Source organism: Vibrio sp. Isolate30 (assembly GCF_022397975.1).
Taxonomy (GTDB): Bacteria; Pseudomonadota; Gammaproteobacteria; order Enterobacterales; family Vibrionaceae; genus Vibrio; species Vibrio fortis.
Genome location: NZ_JAKEUS010000006.1, coordinates 131,393 through 149,693 on the forward strand (window position 1 = coordinate 131,393; position 18,301 = coordinate 149,693).

An 18,301-nucleotide genomic window follows, 5' to 3' on the forward strand; every position below is an offset into this window, starting at 1 on the left:
ACAAATATAAGGCTCAAACCCAAGACTATCTGGTGCGCAATTCTACCTAACCGATGAAAGAGATCCTAGCAGTTCCAAGGAATTGTTTATCAAAGTGCCAAGTCCGTTGTCAGTAACACCACCTGTAGAAACAATCTGTCAATTGACTCGGTAAAGCGTTGCTACTCAGAAGCTGGTTGGTTTTTCTCTGCATGGAACAGAGCCAGCAGCTCATCCACTTTATTACGACCTGCACCGTTACGGCTGATGGTTCGCTTCACTTTTACAACGTTAAGATCGGCACCGTGATAGAGGCGACGTGTCAAAGTCGTATCGTGATTAGAGATCAATACAGGGATACCACGCTCCATTGCCGTTTTCTCAGCAACATCAGCAAGTGCAGCTTGGTCATCAAGTGAAAAGCCATTACCTGCATAAGAGGTAAAGTTTGCGGTATTTGATAGCGGTGCGTATGGAGGATCGCAATAAACGACACAGCCTTTACGAGCGCGACTAAAGGTTTCGCTGTAGCCTTCACAAACAAAGGTTGCTTTCTTGGCTTTCTCGGCAAAGAACTCAAGCTCCGCTTCAGGGAAGTAAGGTTTTTTGTAAGAACCGAACGGCACGTTAAACCCCCCCTTCTTGTTATAACGACATAAGCCATTAAAACCAAAGCGGTTCATGTATAAAAATGCCAAAGAACGGTACATCACATTGTCAGTATCGTTGAATTGAGCGCGAATATCTAAGTACGCTTCTTTGCGGTTGTTTTCAGGACAAAACCAGCGTTTTGCTTCCGCAATATAGGTCTCAGGATCGGTTTTGAGGAGATTATATAAGTTGATCAGATCAGGGTTGATGTCTGCCAGCAAGTATTGGTCATAATCCGTGTTCAAAAACACAGAACCAGCACCAACAAATGGCTCCACCAATTTACGAGCAGGCGGCAAGTGGCGTTGGATATCTTCTACTAGGCCATATTTACCACCAGCCCATTTTAGAAAGGCACGCTGCTTTTTCATTTACTGCTCTATCTATCAACTCAAAAATAAGGCTGCGGAATGTAACATATTTTGAGGCGAAGCTCAGCGTTATTTCGCACGTTCTATCTCTCGATGCACCTGATTCATCGATTTTGCCCAAGGTTCCAGTGCTTGCAAGCCTTTTGGCAAGGATTCAACCGCATCTCGCGCGACTTGAATGGTTGGATAATCTTGATAGGTGACAATAAACCACTCAACATCATTTCGAACTGTTGGGTAAATTCGAACATCATCAACAATATCGTACTGCTCAATAAAAGATTGAACATCTTCAAGCTCAGTCATTGCGCCTAACTGCAGCGTATAAGCTCGTGGTGATAACGCTTTGAGTTCATCTCTGGCAAACGAGAAAGTAATGGTTTTCGCAGGGGCTTGTGCTGCCTCTTGGGCTGCTAGCTCGGCTTGTTCACGAGCAGAGCCTTCATCATCACTGGAAGCTTCTAGTGCCGCTTGTGACGGAGCAACAGGCTCAGTGCTTGGAGAGCTGTTTGCCTCTACTGCATCATCAATGTTTTGGGTATCAACCGTCTCTGGCTTGCCTTCTAAAAGCGCATCAACGACGTCTGATGTAATAACAACGCGCTGCTGAGTATCTTGCTCTGCCCCAACGCTGACTGTCTCTTCAACCACAACGGGTGGTAAAGAAGACGTATCATCCTCTGCACCGACATAACTATCACCACCATCAGACTCTGGCGCAGTGACATCTTCCAAGTTCTCATCGCTTTTGCTCTCTTTGGTTTCAAAGGTAGGAATCGCGGTCTGCTCAATAGGAGCAATCAGAGATTCAGCTTTGTCGTCTGGCGTTGGTTGACTTAGCATCCACCAGTAACCACCACCAATCACAACCAAAAGTAAGGCAACCAAAATTGCGACGTTGGTTGGCGAGCCAATAATTGAGCGAATAATAATCCTTTTTTCCACTTTTAACTCTCCTAGAGCCATTAACTCACCCGGTAGAGGCGCGGCTTTTCGAAATGCGCTTCGTACCCGATTTTCCATATCGTCTTCAACATAACGCACCACCAGCGACTCAAAAAACTGCAGCGCCTCTTGTTCTGAAAGAGGCTCAATCTCAAGATCAATGGGTTTATGCTCTTGCCCATAACTCAAACGAGTTAACAGAGAATCTAAATGTCCCGCTTCTGAAAACAGAACAACATTAATCGTCCATTGGGGGTTGCTTTGCGCTTCGAGCACCAACAGCCACAGCTCAGACACTAACACTTCCGATAAACGGTGGGCATTATCAACCACGATAACGACATCGCACGAATCGCCATCAAGGATTCGCGTCAAGCTATCGCTTAAAGAGTCATGTTGATTAAAAAGAGGATCGGAAACAATTTGGCTCAGAATGAGCGCACGGTGTTGTTGGTCTTCTTGATTGGGGTGACAAAATAGTAGGCATTGATTTTTATCTGTAGCCCAAGCCTCAAGGTAGCGTTGTGCTAACCATGTTTTCCCTGAACCGGGTTGCCCCGCGACAGTGACTAAGTTTGAACCAAAATTGGTGAGGAGTTGTAACCGCTCTAGCAGCTCAACCTGAGACTCTAACTCCAATACTCTTAATTCATGAGCCAAACTCATTAGGCTTCCCTACTGACAAATCAACCAAACGTCGAGATTGTCACTCTGAGCCACAACAGCTCAGAGTAACGTTACTTCTTGCTTAAAGCGTACGACAGAAATCAATCGCTTGTTTGATGATGTCCTGAGGTACATCGGCAACCACCTCAGCTGTACCAATGCTAGTCGGTAGAACGAGACGGAGCTGACCAGAGAGCACTTTTTTATCGCGCATCATGTGCTTCATAAAGTCTTCAAAAGACATGCTTTCTGGAGTATGAATTGGCAACCTCGCACTCTTGAGTATAGAGATAATACGCTCAAGTTGCAGCTCGGTAATCAAGCCTTGCAGTTGCGCCGTTTTAGCAGCCATAACCGTGCCAGATGACACAGCTTCACCATGTAGCCAATTACCATAGCCTAGTTCTGCTTCAATCGCATGACCAAATGTATGACCTAGGTTCAATAACGCACGGATTCCTGACTCTTTCTCATCTTGTGCCACAACCTCAGCTTTAATCGCACAACAACGCGCAATCGCCGTAGTCAGTGCCTGCTCGTCAAGTTGATACAGCTTATCGAGGTTCTCTTCGAGCCAGCTAAAGAAGGCTTCATCGTAAATGATGCCGTACTTGATCACTTCAGCAATACCCGCCGCAAACTCACGCTCAGGCAGTGTAGACAGGCAGTTAGTGTCGATGATGACAGACTTAGGTTGATAAAAGGCGCCAATCATGTTCTTACCCATAGGGTGATTAACGGCTGTTTTACCACCTACCGATGAGTCTACCTGTGAAAGCAAAGTCGTAGGAATCTGAACAAAATCAATACCACGCTGGTAACATGCCGCAGCAAAGCCGACAAGATCACCAATCACACCACCACCTAAGGCAATCACCACCACATCGCGGCTGTAGTTACCTTCAAGCATGTAGCTCATTACGGTGTTAAAGGTTTCAAGCGTCTTGTATTGCTCACCATCAGGCAACTCTAGTAGAGATGCTTGACAGCCAACGTCACTCAAAAGCGATAAGATTTTATCCGCATACAAAGGGGCAACTGTGACATTACTGATCACAACCACTTTTTGCTTACCGGATAAAAAAGAAAGGTACGCCGGGTCTTCAAATAACCCGGCGCCAATAGAGATAGGGTAGCTACGCTCAGCTAGATTGACCGTAATCCGTTCCATGGTTTGCTCTCCGAAAAAATGAACTTAACGTTCTTCTAGCATTTTTACGATCTGGTTGGCTACCACTTTTGCACTTTGGTCGTCAGTACGAACTGTGTAGTCCGCCACTTCTTCGTACAGTGCGTTGCGAGTCATTGCTAGATCTTCTAGCACATCACGCGGGTTATCCGTTTGAAGTAGAGGGCGCTTCTTGTCGCGGTTTGTACGCGCAAGTTGCTTCTCAATTGTTGTTTCAAGGTAAACAACAATACCTCGTGCAGATAGACGGTTACGGTTTTCTTTGCTCATTACTGAACCGCCGCCTGTCGCAAGAACAATACCTTGTTCTTCTGTCAGATCGTTGATTACAGATTCTTCGCGTTTACGGAAACCTTCTTCACCTTCTACATCAAATACCCAAGCGATGTCTGCGCCAGTGCGCTCTTCGATCACAGTATCAGAGTCTAGAAACTCCATGTGCAGTTGGGAAGCTAGGTGTCTACCAATTGTACTTTTGCCGGCGCCCATTGGGCCAACAAGAAAAATATTGCGTTTCTCAGCCATGTTTAGCAGTAATTTACAACGTTAATTCAATGACATCGCCACAAGGTAGGTCAGTACTAATACTGAAATTAAAAGGCCCGTGGCACCGATTCCTCACAGATAATTCGTGATAAGACCCGAAATTATCAAGGTTAGGTGCCACTAATGCAACTTTATTTTTGATCTAATTGCCCCTTATTGAATCACAACTTTAGGTGTAACAAAGATCAACAGTTCACTTTTCCCTACATTTTCATAACTTCGGCGAAATAATGCGCCTAAAAGCGGTAAATCCCCAAGAACGGGCACCTTATCGACGGTATTGCTCACACTATGTTGAAAAATCCCTCCCAGCACTACGGTTTCTCCGTTATTAACCAGTACCTGAGTGCCAATTCTTTGAGTATCGATTGCTACCGCTTCACCTGTCCCCGTTTTCACCACTTGCCCGGGTCTATCTTGGGTTACGCTAAGGTCTAGCACCAAGCGGTTATCTGGCGTGATTTGTGGTGTCACCTTGAGGCTCAATACGGCTTTTTTGAATGACACCGATGTCGCTCCACTCGAAGACGACTCCAAGTAAGGGATTTCTGTCCCTTGCTCAATATAAGCGGGCTTCTTATTGGTCGTAATTAAACGAGGACTGGAGATAATTTCTGCTTTTGACTCTTGTTGGAGCGCCGAAAGCTCTAGATCAAGCAGAGTATCTGAGCCTAATTTCGCCACTTGAAAAGCGATACTCGATGCATTGGGAGAGGTCGCACCAAGATTGACGTTAAGGTAGTTGTCAATTGCACTAGAGTCATCACCGCCATCGTCACTGTTGTATGGCTGAATTGTTGGATAGTTACCTTCAATGGATCCCCCAACTTTAAAGCTACCATTGGTCGATGAAACACCCCAGCGGACACCAAGTTCATCCAAATTGCCCTCAGTGACTGTGACAATTCTCGCCTCGATTTGAACCTGCTTTACCGGAATATCGAGTGACTCGACTATTTCACGGATCACCGAGATATTCTCGGCTAACTCTCGAATCAATAACGAGTTGGTGCGCTCATCAATGGTGATACTGCCTCTATCTGAAAGCATACTAACGGTGCCATCACCGCCAATCATATCGGCAATATCGGTGGCTTTGGCAAAGTTGATTTTAATGATCTCCGACTTAAGCTCCCCTAATTCTTGTTCTAATCTCGATTTTTCAAGCGCTTGCTGCTCTCGTAGATCGAGCTCCGCTCTCGGTGCCACCAATATCACATTGCCATCAACACGCTTATCTAACCCCTTGACCTGAAGAATGATGTCTAACACCTGCTGCCATGGCACCCCATCAAGACGAAGTGTGAGGTTACCCGCTACAGAGTCTGAAACCACCAAGTTAAAGTCGTTATAATCAGCGATGAGCTGCAACACGTTCCTCACAGGAATATCTTGGAAGTTAATCGAGATAAGCTTGCCCTCTTTGTCGAGAATGTTCTTTTCAGGTTCGCTCTCAACGACCACGGGCTCACTTACAACCACCTCGATTTCTCGCCCGTTAATCTGATATTCATAGTCGTAGTCAGCGCTAATGCTAGCGAATAAACGAACGCTCGGCGTTTCTCTAAACACCTCAATGTCTTCCACTAAGGTTGAAAAATCCTTCACATCCAAAAGGTACAATTTGTCATCCGTCACTTGAGTATTAAGTAACTCTATACTCAAGCCATCTTGGGCTTTCTGTACATCGACGACGGTACTGCTCGATGCCAACTCTATGACAATCACCGCATCACGCGTTTGATTGACTCTAAAGTCGATACTCTTCAGTTCATTAGGTTGTGTCTGCGCTTTTACCCCAACTGTGACGCAGCATAGCAACACAACGAAAGCAGCTTGGTACACTCGGCTCAATCCCCTATTTATTCCTTTAATCATATTTACATCTCTAATCCACGGCATGTGGTTGGTTTATTTGAGAGCTAAGCGGACATTGCGTCGATGCCAACAACCTAGACCATCTGGAAGGGTTTCATTAATCATTACGTACTGACTGGTGACCTTAGTAATACGTCCATTATTTAAGCCAATGAACTGGCCTTTCTGCACTTTAACGACATTGCCTTTTGGAGTTTGAACAAGGCCAGACACCTGACTGCCACTGCCCATAACTCCCTTGAGTCGCAACTGGTCAAGCGGGTATTTTTCTAACTTCCCGGTACGACTACGTCGCGTTGGCTGCCAGCAATCCTTTTTCGCTTTAGGCTGTGTCAGTACAATCGCCTCTTTGGGCAACTCAAACGGTGGGCGGTGGGTCTTTTGCTGATATTGCACAGCGACAAACTCAGAGGTAGGTCCTAACTGCTCAACATCTTTACGTGCTCGAGCCTCTACCTGCACAACAAAATCCTCTAACGAATCTTGGTTGGCCTTACATCCGGCAACAACAGAGACAATCAACAGCACCAGCAAGGCTCTAACGAGATTCATCTTTCACCTCTGCCTTAAATTGGTAGGTGTATGCGCGAACACGAAAATGCAGAGTACTGCTCTCTTGGCTGACCCTCTGCCAAGTCACATCATCAAAGTTAATGATGCGCGGCAACTTGGCTATTGCTGCGGAAAAGTCACCAATTTCATGGTAATCACCTGTCAGCTCGATATTCAGAGGCAAGCTATATAAGAAGGCCTTGTTCTGTTTTTCACCCCAATCAATGCGTGTAAAGGTGAGTTTGTTATCTAGACCGAGCTCATTGACTGAGGCAAGCATACTCGCCAACTCTTTTTGCACTGGTAGCTGTTCAAGTAGATAGTCGTAACGACTGGTCAATTCATCGAGTTGATTCTGCAACGCAGGCAAAGTGGCCACTTTATTGGCTTTAATTCGAAGGGTGGTTTTTAGCGTCTGCTCTTGCTGTTTCATCTGCTCTAACTCGTCATTGAGTGGCATCACATAGAACCAAGCTCCGAAGCCTTGGATGATTAACATCAGTAAAACGATCACCAACAGCTGCGGTAACAGCGGCCACTCCGTAATTTCATCGACATCGAGATCTTGAAAATTAACCATGTGACGCCCCTTGAGCTGCCTTAAGTGCTTGCGTCTGCTCTACTGAGGGGGGAATAAAACCAAATGAAACCTTAAAGGTTTGAAACTCTTTATTAAAACGCTTGCGATTATGCACAATAGAGTGCATTTCAACATTATTAAGGGAAGGAGAACGCTCTAGGTTATCGAGCATGGTGGCAAGCCGTGCGGTACTGTCGCTGATCCCAGACATCTCAATCTCTTGCCCATTCATTTTAATCTTATCGACATAGACGCCCTCTGGGATAAGTTCAGGCATCAGATTCATAAAGTGAGTGGTTTTGTTGCGCCCAGACTGTAAAGATTCCACCACGTCTAAACGAGTTAGAATGGCTTTATGCTCCCGCTCTGCCACTTTCAAAGAACGAATCTGTTTATCAAGCTGACCAATATACTGTTCCAGATAATTAAGACGGGCTTGCTGACGGGCTTTTTCTTGTTGGAAATAGTGCCCAATCGCCCACTGCCCCATGACCGCCATCAAGGTGCCTAAGATCACCAACTGAATGAAGCGTTTCTTGTGTTGCGCTCGAAGCTCATCACGCCAAGGAAGGAGGTTAATTTGATGCAACATGCTTCACTCCTTGCCATTTCAAGCCACTCACGGCCATCCCTGCAGCAATACCAAAGACATGGCGATCCATATTCTTATAACGCTTAGTAGAAGCTTTATTTTCAAACAGGGCTAATGGGTTAAGAGGCTCACAAGCCAGCTGAAAGTGACGCTCTAGTTGCTCGACGAGCATCGGTGTTTCTGCCCCTTCTCCCATCAACCAAATCCCTCGTAACGCCTGCAACGAGTTAACCGACGCATAGAGCTGAAACTGCCGTTTGAGTTTTTCGATCAGATTCACGGTAAAGGCTTGGGTCTGCTCTACTGAACCAAAAGGGCTTGAAACATCTCCGAAATGCTCTGACTGATAGAGTGCTTGAGTGCCAAATGCGATGTCTTTAAAGAAAGGCACCCCGCTTTGAGGGATAAGCCCGAGCGAGGTTTGATTCACGCCAATATCGATGATGATCCAACTCTGTTTCTCTGGATAAAGTCGAGTTGCCAACTGCCAAATGTTGAGCAGTCCATGGGCTTGAGTGTCGACCACAATTGGACGAAAACCCGCTTTGGTCAGCGCTTGAGAGCGGCTTTCCACCACCTCTTTGCGCGTCGCATAAACCTGGTAACTGGTGGTTGAACCTTTACCAAATCGCTTATCATCCAATTTAATGAAATCCAAGCTAAGTTCCTCAATCGGAAAAGGCGATTGATGAGCGAAGGTTTGATAGATAGAGAACTCTTTTTCTCGGTCTTCCAGGTCACTTTCTATCTGCAAGATTTTGCTAATCACGGTATTATCTGGGACTGAGATGGCCGCATGACGACAGCCAAACGGTAAGCCTTTCCTAAGTTCTTTGAGTTTCTTTACAGTTTTCTGATACTCCAAGGTGTGGTTATCTGTGAAAATGTCGTCCGTAATAGGCAGTTCTTTGTACCCCACTAAGGCATATAACTCTCCAACGGGCTTTAAAACCACGGCTTTGATGCTGTGATTGTTTATATCTATACCTGTAACTAATGACGAACCCATACCAGCTCCTGACATGCCAAGCATTTCGTTGCTTATATAGGGGTTGTGATTATTGGTTAAATAAGCGTTAATAAACGAAAGCTAAGTTTTTAGTCTAGAGTACAAGGGTTTGCTGCTTATCAGCCTTAACTAATCAGGGATTATCCGGTGAAGTTCATAAAGCGATTATTCATATTTACATTGGTTTGCATGATTCTTGGAGTCAGTACAATTTTTGGTTTTTATTATTACGTAAAACCAGAATTGCCAGATGTCGCGACACTACGCGATGTTGAACTTCAAACGCCAATGCAAGTCTTCAGTCAAGACGGCAAATTGATCTCTCAATTTGGTGAAAAGCGACGCAACCCTGTCAGCTACGACGAAATTCCTCGTCACTTAGTTGAAGCGCTCATCGCTACCGAAGATAGCCGCTTCTACGACCACCCTGGCATCGACCCGATTGGTATTACTCGTGCTGCGATTGTTGTTGCTATGTCTGGCTCAGCAAAACAGGGCGCGAGTACGATTACCCAACAGCTTGCGCGTAACTTCTTCTTATCTAATGAGAAAAAGATCATGCGTAAGATCAAAGAGATCTTCATCGCGATCCACATCGAGCAACTGCTGAGCAAAGAAGAGATCATGGAACTCTACGTGAACAAGATTTTCTTGGGTCACCGCTCTTATGGTTTCGGTGCGGCTGCACGCGTTTACTTCGGTAAAGATCTTCCAGATCTGACCCTAAGTGAAATCGCAACACTAGCCGGTATGCCAAAAGCGCCATCTACCATGAACCCGATCTACTCACTAGAGCGTGCGACCAATCGTCGTAACGTGGTTCTAGGTCGAATGCTGGATGAGAAATACATTACTCAAGAAGAGTACGATGAAGCTCGTGCCGAAGAGTTAGTCTCAAAATACCACGGCGCGGAGATCGAACTGAGCGCACCTTATGTCGCAGAAGTTGCTCGTGCTTGGATGGTAGAGCGCTACGGTGAAGATGCTTACACATCAGGTATGAAGGTCTACACGACGGTTGATTCAACTCTGCAAGATGCCGCAAACCGCGCAGCTATCACCAACCTTCTTAACTACGATGAGCGACACGGCTATCGTGGTGCTGAAAAAGTACTTTGGCAAACCGAGCAAGCGGCTTGGGATCAAGAACAGATTGTTAAACACCTAAAATCACAACCGACCTATGGTGATTTAACACCGGCTGTCGTGACCAAAGTAGATGCTCAACGCGCTCACGTTTGGGTTAAAAACCAAGGTGAAGGCGTGATTGAATGGCAAGGCATGAACTGGGCACGTAAGTTCCTAACTGACGACCGCCAAGGCCCTGCCCCATCAAACGCACAAGAGATCTTGGCAGTAGGTGAACAGATCTGGGTTCGTAGCGAAACTATCTCTGGCAAAGAAGCAACGGCCGAAGAGAGTGAAGAGGCAACTGAAGTCGCTAATGCTGCCCCAACTCACTGGCGCCTAAGCCAAGTGCCAAATGCAAACACCGCCTTTGTCGCAATGAACCCTGATAATGGCGCTGTACTTTCTATGGTTGGTGGTTTCAACTTTGTTCACAACAAGTTTAACCGTGCAACCCAATCAATCCGTCAAGTAGGTTCAGGTATCAAGCCTTTCATCTACTCTGCGGCTATCGACAAAGGCTTAACGCTAGCATCGCTGATCAACGATGCTCCGATTAACCAATGGGATAAGAGCCAAGGGACAGCGTGGCGTCCGAAGAATTCACCACCAACGTATGTGGGTCCAACTCGTCTTCGCATTGGCTTAGCACAATCGAAAAACGTAATGGCGGTACGTGTACTACGTGAAGTGGGCTTAGATGATACTCGTAACTACCTAACACGCTTTGGTTTTGACATTGATGAAGTACCTCGCTCGGAAACCATCGCACTGGGTGCAGGTAGCTTAACGCCAATGAAAGTGGCTCAAGGTTACTCGGTATTTGCGAATGGTGGCTACTATGTGGAACCTTTCTACATCAGCCGTGTTGAAAGCCCATTTGGTGACGTAGAATTTGAAGCTTCACCAAAAGTCGTTTGTCACCAAGACTGTGAAACGAACCTAGAAGCAGATCCTGTTGCTGACGAGTTTGCTGAGCAAGACGTTGATGCCGAAACGCAATATGCGCCACAAGTCATCTCAGAGCAGACCGCGTTTCTAGTTCGTGAAATGATGTACAGCAACATCTGGGGCGGTGGTAACTGGCGCGAAGGCACAGGTTGGAACGGCACTGGTTGGCGAGCTCAACCATTGAAGCGTCGAGATATTGGTGGCAAAACCGGTACAACCAATGACTCAAAAGACACTTGGTACAGCGGTTACGGCCCTGGCATTGTAGCGACCGTGTGGGTTGGTTTTGATAACCATAACCGCAACCTAGGTCGCACTAAAAACAACAGTAATTTAGGTAAAGACCAGATTACTGGTGCGGAAGCGGGTGCTAAAACCGCACAACCAGCTTGGGTCGACTTCATGGGCTTAGCTCTGAAAGATGTACCTGCGCAGCGTAAAGAGATCCCAGAAGATATCGTACGAGTGCGAATTGATAGAGACACCGGTCTCCTGACCAACAAATCTGATGGTTCTTCGATGTTTGAATACTTCGTGAAAGGCACTGAACCTACAGAGTACATCAGCGAGCGCTTTGGTGATGATATTTACTCATCATCAGGTGACGCTGAAGAAGAGCTGTTCTAATCCAACTAAGCACCAATTAAAGAGGGCTGATACCTAAGTATCAGCCCTCTTTTTATCTGTAAACTTTAAGCTCTATAGCGTTATTTTTCTAATTGCGTACGAATCGCTTCTGCAAGCTGTTCGAATCGACCACGCAGTGGCGATCCCGGTCGGTATGCGACTACGATACGACGAGAAGGGGTTGGATTCACCGCAGGCACGTAGCATACGCCGTCTTTTTTCTTTTCAGCTGGCAGGGATAGCTCGGGAAGCAACGTGATGCCCGCACCAGCAGCTACCATATTACGCAGCGTTTCAAGGCTGGTTGCTTTAAAGCGTTCATCATCTCGTGCGCCGGCTGCAAAACAGAAACCCAATGCTTGGTCGCGGAGACAGTGACCATCACCAAGAGCCAATACGGTTTTACCATTGAGCTGAAGCATATCGACGCTATCTTGCTCGGCCCATTCATGGTCACATGGAACCGCAACACTTAGTGGCTCATCATAAACGTCGATCTCTTTAAAAACAGCGGTCTCATCTACCGCAGCTAATACTAGACAATCGAGCTTACCATCTTCTAATTGGCTCACCAGTTGGTGCGTTTGAGCTTCATGCAAAAACAGCTCGAGTTCTGGGAACTGTTCCTTCAAGTGAGGAACAATCTTAGGCAAGATATAAGGCCCCACTGTCGGAATAAAGCCAATGTGCATTGGTCCAGTCATCGCATCGCCATGACCACTCGCCATATCTTTAAAAGTCTTCACCTCATTCAAGATACGCTTAGCCTGCTCCACCAGCTGCAATCCAGACTCAGTAAAAATTACCTTCCTTGGGCTACGTTCAGTCAGTTGTAATCCGATCTCCTCTTCAAGCTTACGGATCTGGCCGCTCAAAGTAGGTTGACTGACAAAGCACGCCTCTGCGGCTTTTCGAAAATGTTTATGCTCGGCTAAAGCCACCAAGTATTCAAAGTCACGAATGTTCATGATTGGTCTCTTACCTAAGGTGTAAAGAATGCACTTCCTATAAAGGAGAACCCTTAATAGAAAATACCTATCAAAACCATAACATCAAACGATTAGAGCTATCAAAGGATTTATCTAATAATGGGCTCAACAAAACGAAACAGAGCGCAGAAAAACGCTAAGCTCTATACGAACCAAATTAAAAGTAATCTCTAAGGAAACCATTATGTTTGCATCTAAAGAAGGTCAATCAATTCCTCAAGTAACATTCCCTACTCGCCAAGGTGATGCTTGGGTTAACGTTACAACAGAAGAGCTATTCAAAGACAAGACGGTTATCGTATTTAGCTTACCGGGCGCATTCACACCAACTTGTTCTTCAAGTCACTTGCCACGTTACAACGAGCTTTACTCGGTATTTAAAGAGAACGGTGTTGATGACATTCTGTGTGTATCAGTGAATGACACATTCGTAATGAACGCTTGGAAAGCAGACCAAGAAGCTGAAAACATCACCTTCATTCCAGACGGTAACGGTGACTTCACAGACGGCATGGGCATGCTAGTTGAGAAGAACGACATTGGCTTTGGCAAACGTTCATGGCGCTACAGCATGCTGGTTAAAAACGGCGTGGTAGAGAAAATGTTCATCGAAGAAGACGTACCAGGCGACCCGTTCAAGGTTTCTGATGCAGACACTATGCTTAACTACATTGCACCTGAGCACAAAGAGCAAGAGTCAATCACAGTGTTCACTAAGCCAGGTTGCCCGTTCTGCATGAAAGCAAAACAGAACCTAATCGACAAAGGCCTAAACTACGAAGAAGTGGTACTAGGTAAAGATGCAACAACAGTAAGCCTGCGTGCTATCTCTGGCCGCTCTACAGTTCCTCAAGTTTTCATCGGTGGTAAACACATCGGTGGTAGCGAAGAGCTAGAAACTTTCCTAGGCTAATCAATGCCAAATTGCTAACCCGCTTACCAGTGGGTTGGCTAACCCTATCGGGTTGAATCTAGCTTGTGGCTCGCTTTATCCACAGCCACAGGCTAAACCTAATAAAACAAACCACAAAACGCCACTATCCTGACTCTCAATGCACCATCAGAGTTGGAGGGAGTCGCGTAAGTTTAATTTAACCATTGCGAGAAATTATTATGAAACAAGTCAATGTCGATGTCGCAGTTATCGGGGGCGGTACAGCTGGTTTAGGTTCGTACCGTGCTGCAAAAGCACACACTGACAGTGTAGTGATGATTGAAGGTGGTCCATACGGTACCACTTGTGCTCGAGTTGGGTGTATGCCTTCTAAATTGCTGATTGCTGCAGCAGAAAGTGTTCACCAAATCGAAAAAGCACCGGCATTTGGTGTTCACCCACAAGGTGAAACCACCATCAACGGCCGCGAAGTAATGGACCGAGTGAAACGCGAGCGTGACCGTTTTGTTGGTTTTGTTTTAGAAGGCGTCGATGAAATTCCTGCGCAAGACAAGATTGTTGGTTATGCAAAATTCTTAGACGACAACACACTTCAAATCGATGACCATACTGTCGTGAATGCTAAACGCATTGTGATCGCGACAGGCTCTCGCCCTGCCTACCCTGCAGTTTGGAATGAACTGGGCGATCGTCTGATCATCAATGATGACGTGTTCAACTGGGATGATTTACCGCAATCCGTTGCCGTATTTGGACCAGGCGTCATTGGTTTAGAGCTAGGCCAGTCATTACATCGTCTGGGGGTTCAAACCAAACTATTCGGTTTAGGTGGTCAAGTTGGCCCTGTGACCGACCCAGAAATTATGGCTTACGCAAACAAAGCCTTTAACGAAGAGTTTTACCTAGATGCTGATGTAAAAATCGAAAGCATGAAGCGTATTACCATTGAATCTGGTGAGCCACGTGTTGAAATTCAATTTATCAATAAGCAAGGTGAACTAGAAACCAACATCGTTGAGTACGTACTAGCTGCAACTGGCCGTCGTCCGAATACGGACAAGCTTGGTCTAGAGAACACCTCTCTAGAGTTAGATGAGCGTGGTGTACCTATTGCCGACCATTACACGCTACAAACATCGCTACCATCGATATTTATTGCCGGTGATGCAAGTAACCAACTGCCTCTGCTACACGAAGCAGCAGACCAAGCACGTATCGCGGGTGATAACGCTGGTCGCTTCCCAGAGATTCGAGCAGGGCTGCGCCGCTCTAAAATCTCAGCGGTTTTCTCTGATCCGCAAATCGCGATGGTCGGTGAAACCTACAAAGAGATCACTACCCGATTAGGCACATGTGGCTGTTTCGCTACGGGTGAAGTGTCTTTCGAGAACCAAGGTCGCTCACGAGTGATGCTACGCAACAAAGGTATTCTGCACGTTTACGGTGAGCAAGGGACAGGTCGCTTCCTGGGTGCGGAGATGATGGGACCAAACGCAGAGCACTTAGCGCACTTGCTAGCATGGGCACACCAGAACAAGATGACGGTATCAGAAATGTTAGACATGCCGTTTTACCACCCAGTGATTGAAGAAGGTGTACGAACCGCACTGCGTGACCTCAATGCGAAACTGCACTTAGGCCCAGAGATGGTGAAACACTGTCTAGACTGTGGTCCAGGTTGTTAATCTCGATAGATTGAGACAGAACACATAGATTAGATACTAAAAAGGAAAGCCATTGGCTTTCCTTTTTGTTTTTGGCAACGAGCAAATAACAGATTCCCGATTACGCTCCTTCGTCGCTTTCGGGAATGACGTTGGTTTATTTAAGACACTAAACCAAAACTTAACCCGTCATTCCAGAATCGAGGGACGAGATATCTGGAATCTCTTATGTTAGTCGAATGATTAACAGCAGCTGCTGTTCTTCTCTGCAGCAATTACCGAGATCTCAACCAATAGCGCTTCACGAGCCATGTCTGCTGTTACACAAGCGCGAGCTGGTGCGTGACCTTCTGGTACCCATGCATCCCATACTGCATTCATTTCTTGGAAATCATCCATGGTTTTCAGGTAGATAGTTGCAGAAAGCATGTGCTCTTTATCACTACCCGCTTGCTCAAGTAGCGTTTCTACCTTGTCTAGCATGGTTTGAGTCTGCTCTTTGATGCCTTGTGTCGCATCCGCACACACTTGACCACATAGGTAAATCGTACCGTTGTGCTTTACGATACGGCTCATACGTTGTTTGGTTTCTTGGCGTTCAATCATCACTTTCTCTCTCGGTGTCACCGTGATTAACCATAGGGTGACGTGTTATTATCAAAGACCATTAGGATAACGCGAATTCAACCCAAGATGACATGTAAGCATTGCAATAAAAGCGAAAAAATCCGCGACAAACTCGGACGGTGCCAACGCTGCATGAATCAGTTGATGGTGTTATCGATTCTGAGCTGGGGAGTCTGGTGGTTATTTTTCTCAGACCAACCAAAGAGCATTAATGCGATAGCACTTTTAATGGCTGCGAGCGCCTTTAGCGGACTGTTGATGATCCATTGGATCATGAAGTGGCTTATCTTACCAAGAAGAAAGAATCGAAAAAGATCGTCAACCAGTTAAACAACACTGCGACTCGTTGAGGTAAATGACCGATTAACTGGTTTGGCAGAAAAAGTAGCAGACATAAAAAAAGCCCTGAAGCCAATCGGTTTCAGGGCTTTCTTAGAAAATTCTAAGAAAAAGCAGTGGTACTTTAATAGACCGTGCTTCCCTTAATTTGTTCCCAGAAAAACGATCTTTTTTTATCTTTTTTCTAAGAACTTTAAAATCAACACTTTATGCAACGTTTGTCTTAGCAATCACTTGTTCCACAAGGTTGACCTCTAGTGCGACTTCATCACAAGCATGCTGACGAGGACACTGGTCACAATCTTTAAGCACTTTCTCTGGCAGTAGCGACTTCGACGTTGGCAAGAAATCATGCTTCATAAAGAACTCTGGTGTACGTGTTAATACAAACACCTTCTTAATTGCCATCTGACGTGCTTTCTCTACAAGATGTTGAACAATCGCAGAGCCTTGTCCTTGACCTTGCCAACCCGCTTCGACGCCTAAAGAGCGAATCTCAGCTAGGCCAGAGTCATATACGTAAAGTGATGCACAACCCGTCACTTCACCGTGATGCTCAGCGACCGCAAACGAGCCAATATCACGTACTAATTCATTGCGTGAACGTGGTAGGTTCTCGCCCATATTCGCCCAGTACGCCACCATACCTTCCAGCGCTTCAACATCGGTCAAGCGTGCAGGGCGCACCTTAACAATCGAGGTATCACGCTGCGCGAGACGCTTCTCGGCTTGATCGACCGCGTAAGCCACCTGTTTTGGTGATACACCACCCAGAGCACTACGCTTCTCAAGACACGACTCAATGGTCAGGATGTCGTAAACATCTTCTTCAATCACCTCAGAGAATTCTTTCATCTCTGCGATAGACAACTCTTCCAGAGCACAGCCTTTAGCAATCGCCGCGACAACAGTTACACCGACAATATGGTGCGCTTCACGGAAAGGAATGCCTTTCGCTACTAGGTAATCAGCGAGCTCTGTCGAGTTTGCATAACCTTGTTTCGCCGCTTCTAGCGTACGTTCGCCGTTGACCTTGATGCCGTCGAAACAAAGCGCCGCCATCTCCATACAGTCATTCCAAGTATCTAGAGCATCAAATAGACCCTCTTTGTCTTCCTGCATGTCTTTGTTGTAAGCCAAAGGTAGTGCTTTCACTGTCATCATCATGCCAGCCAGTGAACCGTAGACACGGCCGGTCTTACCACGGATAAGTTCAAGCGCATCTGGGTTTTTCTTCTGTGGCATCAGAGATGAACCTGATGTCACGGTGTCTGCTAACTCGATGAAGTTTGATTCACCAGAGTTGTAGAAAATCATATCTTCCGCAAGACGTGACAGATGAAGCATAGAGATAGAAGCAATCGACATCAGCTCCATCACATGGTCACGGTCAGAGACTGAATCTAGAGAGTTACGTGTTGCACGACGGAAACCTAAGTTATGCGCCAGCGCTTCACGGTCCATTGGGTATGCTGTACCCGCAAGAGCACCAGAACCCAGAGGACAAGTATCAAGACGCTTAATTGCATCATTCAAACGCGAGTAATCACGCTCGAACATCTCAACGTATGCCAGACACCAGTGAGCGAAGGTGACAGGCTGAGCACGTTGAAGGTGAGTATATCCCGGTAGAACGGTCCCTTGATGCTGAGCCGCCACATTCACCATTTGGCTTTGAAGGCGATCTAGCGCAATCAACAATTGCTGACCTTGCTGACGACACCAAAGTTTTAGGTCTGTCGCTACTTGGTCGTTACGAGAACGGCCGGTGTGCAGCTTCTTACCAAGATCACCAACCTTACCGATCAGTTGCTGTTCAACCCAGCTGTGAATATCTTCAGCATCCGAACGTAGGATTTGCTCAGGATCTTCCATCACCTCTAACTTCAGTTCATTCAGCGCCAGTTCAAGCCTTTGCTGTTCTTCTGCAGTTAGAACGTTAACCGACAGTAGAGCTTTTGACCAGGCAATTGAGCCCACAATGTCTTGCTCAGCCAAGCGGTAGTCAAAACGAAGTGAATCGTTAAAGTCTTTAAACCGTGTATCTGCTGCTTGGGTAAATCTCCCGCCCCATAATGCCATTGCGTATCTCCTAATTGCCCAGTGCTCACTGTGTTTTGCAA

16 protein-coding genes are annotated in these 18,301 nt (G+C 46.2%); 4 read left to right on the forward strand and 12 right to left on the reverse strand.

The window, feature by feature from the left end; translation table 11 throughout:
• Positions 1-161: 161 nt before the first annotated feature.
• The 9 genes from L1D60_RS15475 to pilM form a co-directional block, all read right to left on the reverse strand.
• Positions 162-1,001, reverse strand: coding sequence for a Dam family site-specific DNA-(adenine-N6)-methyltransferase (locus L1D60_RS15475; RefSeq protein ID WP_239841911.1), 840 nt, complete (start codon positions 999-1,001; stop codon positions 162-164).
• 69 nt (positions 1,002-1,070) lie between these two features.
• Complete coding sequence (locus L1D60_RS15480) at positions 1,071-2,612, reverse strand: AAA family ATPase (RefSeq protein ID WP_239841912.1); 1,542 nt, start codon at positions 2,610-2,612, stop codon at positions 1,071-1,073.
• Positions 2,613-2,694: 82 nt separating this feature from the next.
• The gene (gene aroB / locus L1D60_RS15485; RefSeq protein ID WP_239841913.1) at positions 2,695-3,783 is read right to left on the reverse strand and encodes a 3-dehydroquinate synthase; all 1,089 of its coding nucleotides are present in this window, start codon (positions 3,781-3,783) and stop codon (positions 2,695-2,697) included.
• Between the two features lie 24 nt (positions 3,784-3,807).
• Positions 3,808-4,326, reverse strand: coding sequence for a shikimate kinase AroK (gene aroK / locus L1D60_RS15490; protein ID WP_032550005.1), 519 nt, complete (start codon positions 4,324-4,326; stop codon positions 3,808-3,810).
• Between the two features lie 174 nt (positions 4,327-4,500).
• Complete coding sequence (locus tag L1D60_RS15495; RefSeq protein ID WP_239841914.1) at positions 4,501-6,225, reverse strand: type IV pilus secretin PilQ family protein; 1,725 nt, start codon at positions 6,223-6,225, stop codon at positions 4,501-4,503.
• Positions 6,226-6,258: 33 nt separating this feature from the next.
• Positions 6,259-6,777, reverse strand: coding sequence for a pilus assembly protein PilP (locus tag L1D60_RS15500; protein ID WP_239841915.1), 519 nt, complete (start codon positions 6,775-6,777; stop codon positions 6,259-6,261).
• Entirely contained in the window at positions 6,764-7,357 is a 594-nt protein-coding gene (gene pilO / locus L1D60_RS15505; RefSeq protein WP_239841916.1) for a type 4a pilus biogenesis protein PilO, read from the reverse strand. Before pilO ends, L1D60_RS15500 begins: the two co-directional genes overlap by 14 nt.
• Positions 7,350-7,949, reverse strand: a complete 600-nt coding sequence (locus L1D60_RS15510) for a PilN domain-containing protein (RefSeq protein ID WP_239841917.1) — start codon at positions 7,947-7,949, stop codon at positions 7,350-7,352. Before L1D60_RS15510 ends, pilO begins: the two co-directional genes overlap by 8 nt.
• Complete coding sequence (pilM, locus tag L1D60_RS15515) at positions 7,933-8,958, reverse strand: type IV pilus assembly protein PilM (RefSeq protein WP_239841918.1); 1,026 nt, start codon at positions 8,956-8,958, stop codon at positions 7,933-7,935. Before pilM ends, L1D60_RS15510 begins: the two co-directional genes overlap by 17 nt.
• 147 nt (positions 8,959-9,105) lie before the next feature.
• Here pilM and L1D60_RS15520 point away from each other — a divergent pair, with 147 nt between their 5' ends.
• Complete coding sequence (locus L1D60_RS15520) at positions 9,106-11,664, forward strand: PBP1A family penicillin-binding protein (protein WP_239841919.1); 2,559 nt, start codon at positions 9,106-9,108, stop codon at positions 11,662-11,664.
• An 80-nt stretch (positions 11,665-11,744) separates the two neighbouring features.
• Here the strand turns inward: L1D60_RS15520 and oxyR are convergent, their stop codons facing one another.
• Complete coding sequence (oxyR, locus tag L1D60_RS15525; protein ID WP_239841920.1) at positions 11,745-12,632, reverse strand: DNA-binding transcriptional regulator OxyR; 888 nt, start codon at positions 12,630-12,632, stop codon at positions 11,745-11,747.
• 205 nt (positions 12,633-12,837) lie between these two features.
• Here oxyR and L1D60_RS15530 point away from each other — a divergent pair, with 205 nt between their 5' ends.
• Together L1D60_RS15530 and L1D60_RS15535 are read left to right on the forward strand one after the other, a co-directional pair.
• Positions 12,838-13,566, forward strand: a complete 729-nt coding sequence (locus L1D60_RS15530) for a glutathione peroxidase (protein ID WP_239841921.1) — start codon at positions 12,838-12,840, stop codon at positions 13,564-13,566.
• A gap of 200 nt (positions 13,567-13,766) precedes the next feature.
• Complete coding sequence (locus L1D60_RS15535) at positions 13,767-15,233, forward strand: dihydrolipoyl dehydrogenase (RefSeq protein WP_239841922.1); 1,467 nt, start codon at positions 13,767-13,769, stop codon at positions 15,231-15,233.
• A gap of 222 nt (positions 15,234-15,455) precedes the next feature.
• On the opposite strand, the gene L1D60_RS15540 is transcribed toward L1D60_RS15535, so the two are convergent.
• Positions 15,456-15,818, reverse strand: a complete 363-nt coding sequence (locus tag L1D60_RS15540; protein WP_032549991.1) for a RidA family protein — start codon at positions 15,816-15,818, stop codon at positions 15,456-15,458.
• Between the two features lie 87 nt (positions 15,819-15,905).
• On the opposite strand from L1D60_RS15540, the gene L1D60_RS15545 reads away from it, so the two are divergent.
• Positions 15,906-16,169 (forward strand): DUF3624 domain-containing protein, encoded by a 264-nt coding sequence (locus L1D60_RS15545; protein ID WP_239841923.1) that lies wholly within the window; start codon positions 15,906-15,908, stop codon positions 16,167-16,169.
• Positions 16,170-16,385: 216 nt separating this feature from the next.
• Here L1D60_RS15545 and argH read toward each other — a convergent pair whose 3' ends face one another.
• Entirely contained in the window at positions 16,386-18,260 is a 1,875-nt protein-coding gene (argH, locus tag L1D60_RS15550; RefSeq protein WP_239841924.1) for an argininosuccinate lyase, read from the reverse strand.
• Between the last annotated feature and the right edge of the window lie 41 nt (positions 18,261-18,301).

What these genes read in the sequence shown, in the direction of transcription:
- oxyR (WP_239841920.1), bottom strand. Translation starts at nt 12,632, where the DNA reads ATGAACATTCGTGACTTTGAATACTTGGTGGCTTTAGCCGAGCATAAA.
- L1D60_RS15495 (WP_239841914.1), bottom strand. Translation starts at nt 6,225, where the DNA reads ATGATTAAAGGAATAAATAGGGGATTGAGCCGAGTGTACCAAGCTGCT.
- argH (WP_239841924.1), bottom strand. Translation starts at nt 18,260, where the DNA reads ATGGCATTATGGGGCGGGAGATTTACCCAAGCAGCAGATACACGGTTT.
- L1D60_RS15510 (WP_239841917.1), bottom strand. Translation starts at nt 7,949, where the DNA reads ATGTTGCATCAAATTAACCTCCTTCCTTGGCGTGATGAGCTTCGAGCG.
- L1D60_RS15500 (WP_239841915.1), bottom strand. Translation starts at nt 6,777, where the DNA reads ATGAATCTCGTTAGAGCCTTGCTGGTGCTGTTGATTGTCTCTGTTGTT.
- L1D60_RS15530 (WP_239841921.1), top strand. Translation starts at nt 12,838, where the DNA reads ATGTTTGCATCTAAAGAAGGTCAATCAATTCCTCAAGTAACATTCCCT.
- pilO (WP_239841916.1), bottom strand. Translation starts at nt 7,357, where the DNA reads ATGGTTAATTTTCAAGATCTCGATGTCGATGAAATTACGGAGTGGCCG.
- L1D60_RS15540 (WP_032549991.1), bottom strand. Translation starts at nt 15,818, where the DNA reads ATGATTGAACGCCAAGAAACCAAACAACGTATGAGCCGTATCGTAAAG.
- pilM (WP_239841918.1), bottom strand. Translation starts at nt 8,958, where the DNA reads ATGGGTTCGTCATTAGTTACAGGTATAGATATAAACAATCACAGCATC.
- aroK (WP_032550005.1), bottom strand. Translation starts at nt 4,326, where the DNA reads ATGGCTGAGAAACGCAATATTTTTCTTGTTGGCCCAATGGGCGCCGGC.
- aroB (WP_239841913.1), bottom strand. Translation starts at nt 3,783, where the DNA reads ATGGAACGGATTACGGTCAATCTAGCTGAGCGTAGCTACCCTATCTCT.
- L1D60_RS15480 (WP_239841912.1), bottom strand. Translation starts at nt 2,612, where the DNA reads ATGAGTTTGGCTCATGAATTAAGAGTATTGGAGTTAGAGTCTCAGGTT.
- L1D60_RS15535 (WP_239841922.1), top strand. Translation starts at nt 13,767, where the DNA reads ATGAAACAAGTCAATGTCGATGTCGCAGTTATCGGGGGCGGTACAGCT.
- L1D60_RS15545 (WP_239841923.1), top strand. Translation starts at nt 15,906, where the DNA reads ATGACATGTAAGCATTGCAATAAAAGCGAAAAAATCCGCGACAAACTC.
- L1D60_RS15475 (WP_239841911.1), bottom strand. Translation starts at nt 1,001, where the DNA reads ATGAAAAAGCAGCGTGCCTTTCTAAAATGGGCTGGTGGTAAATATGGC.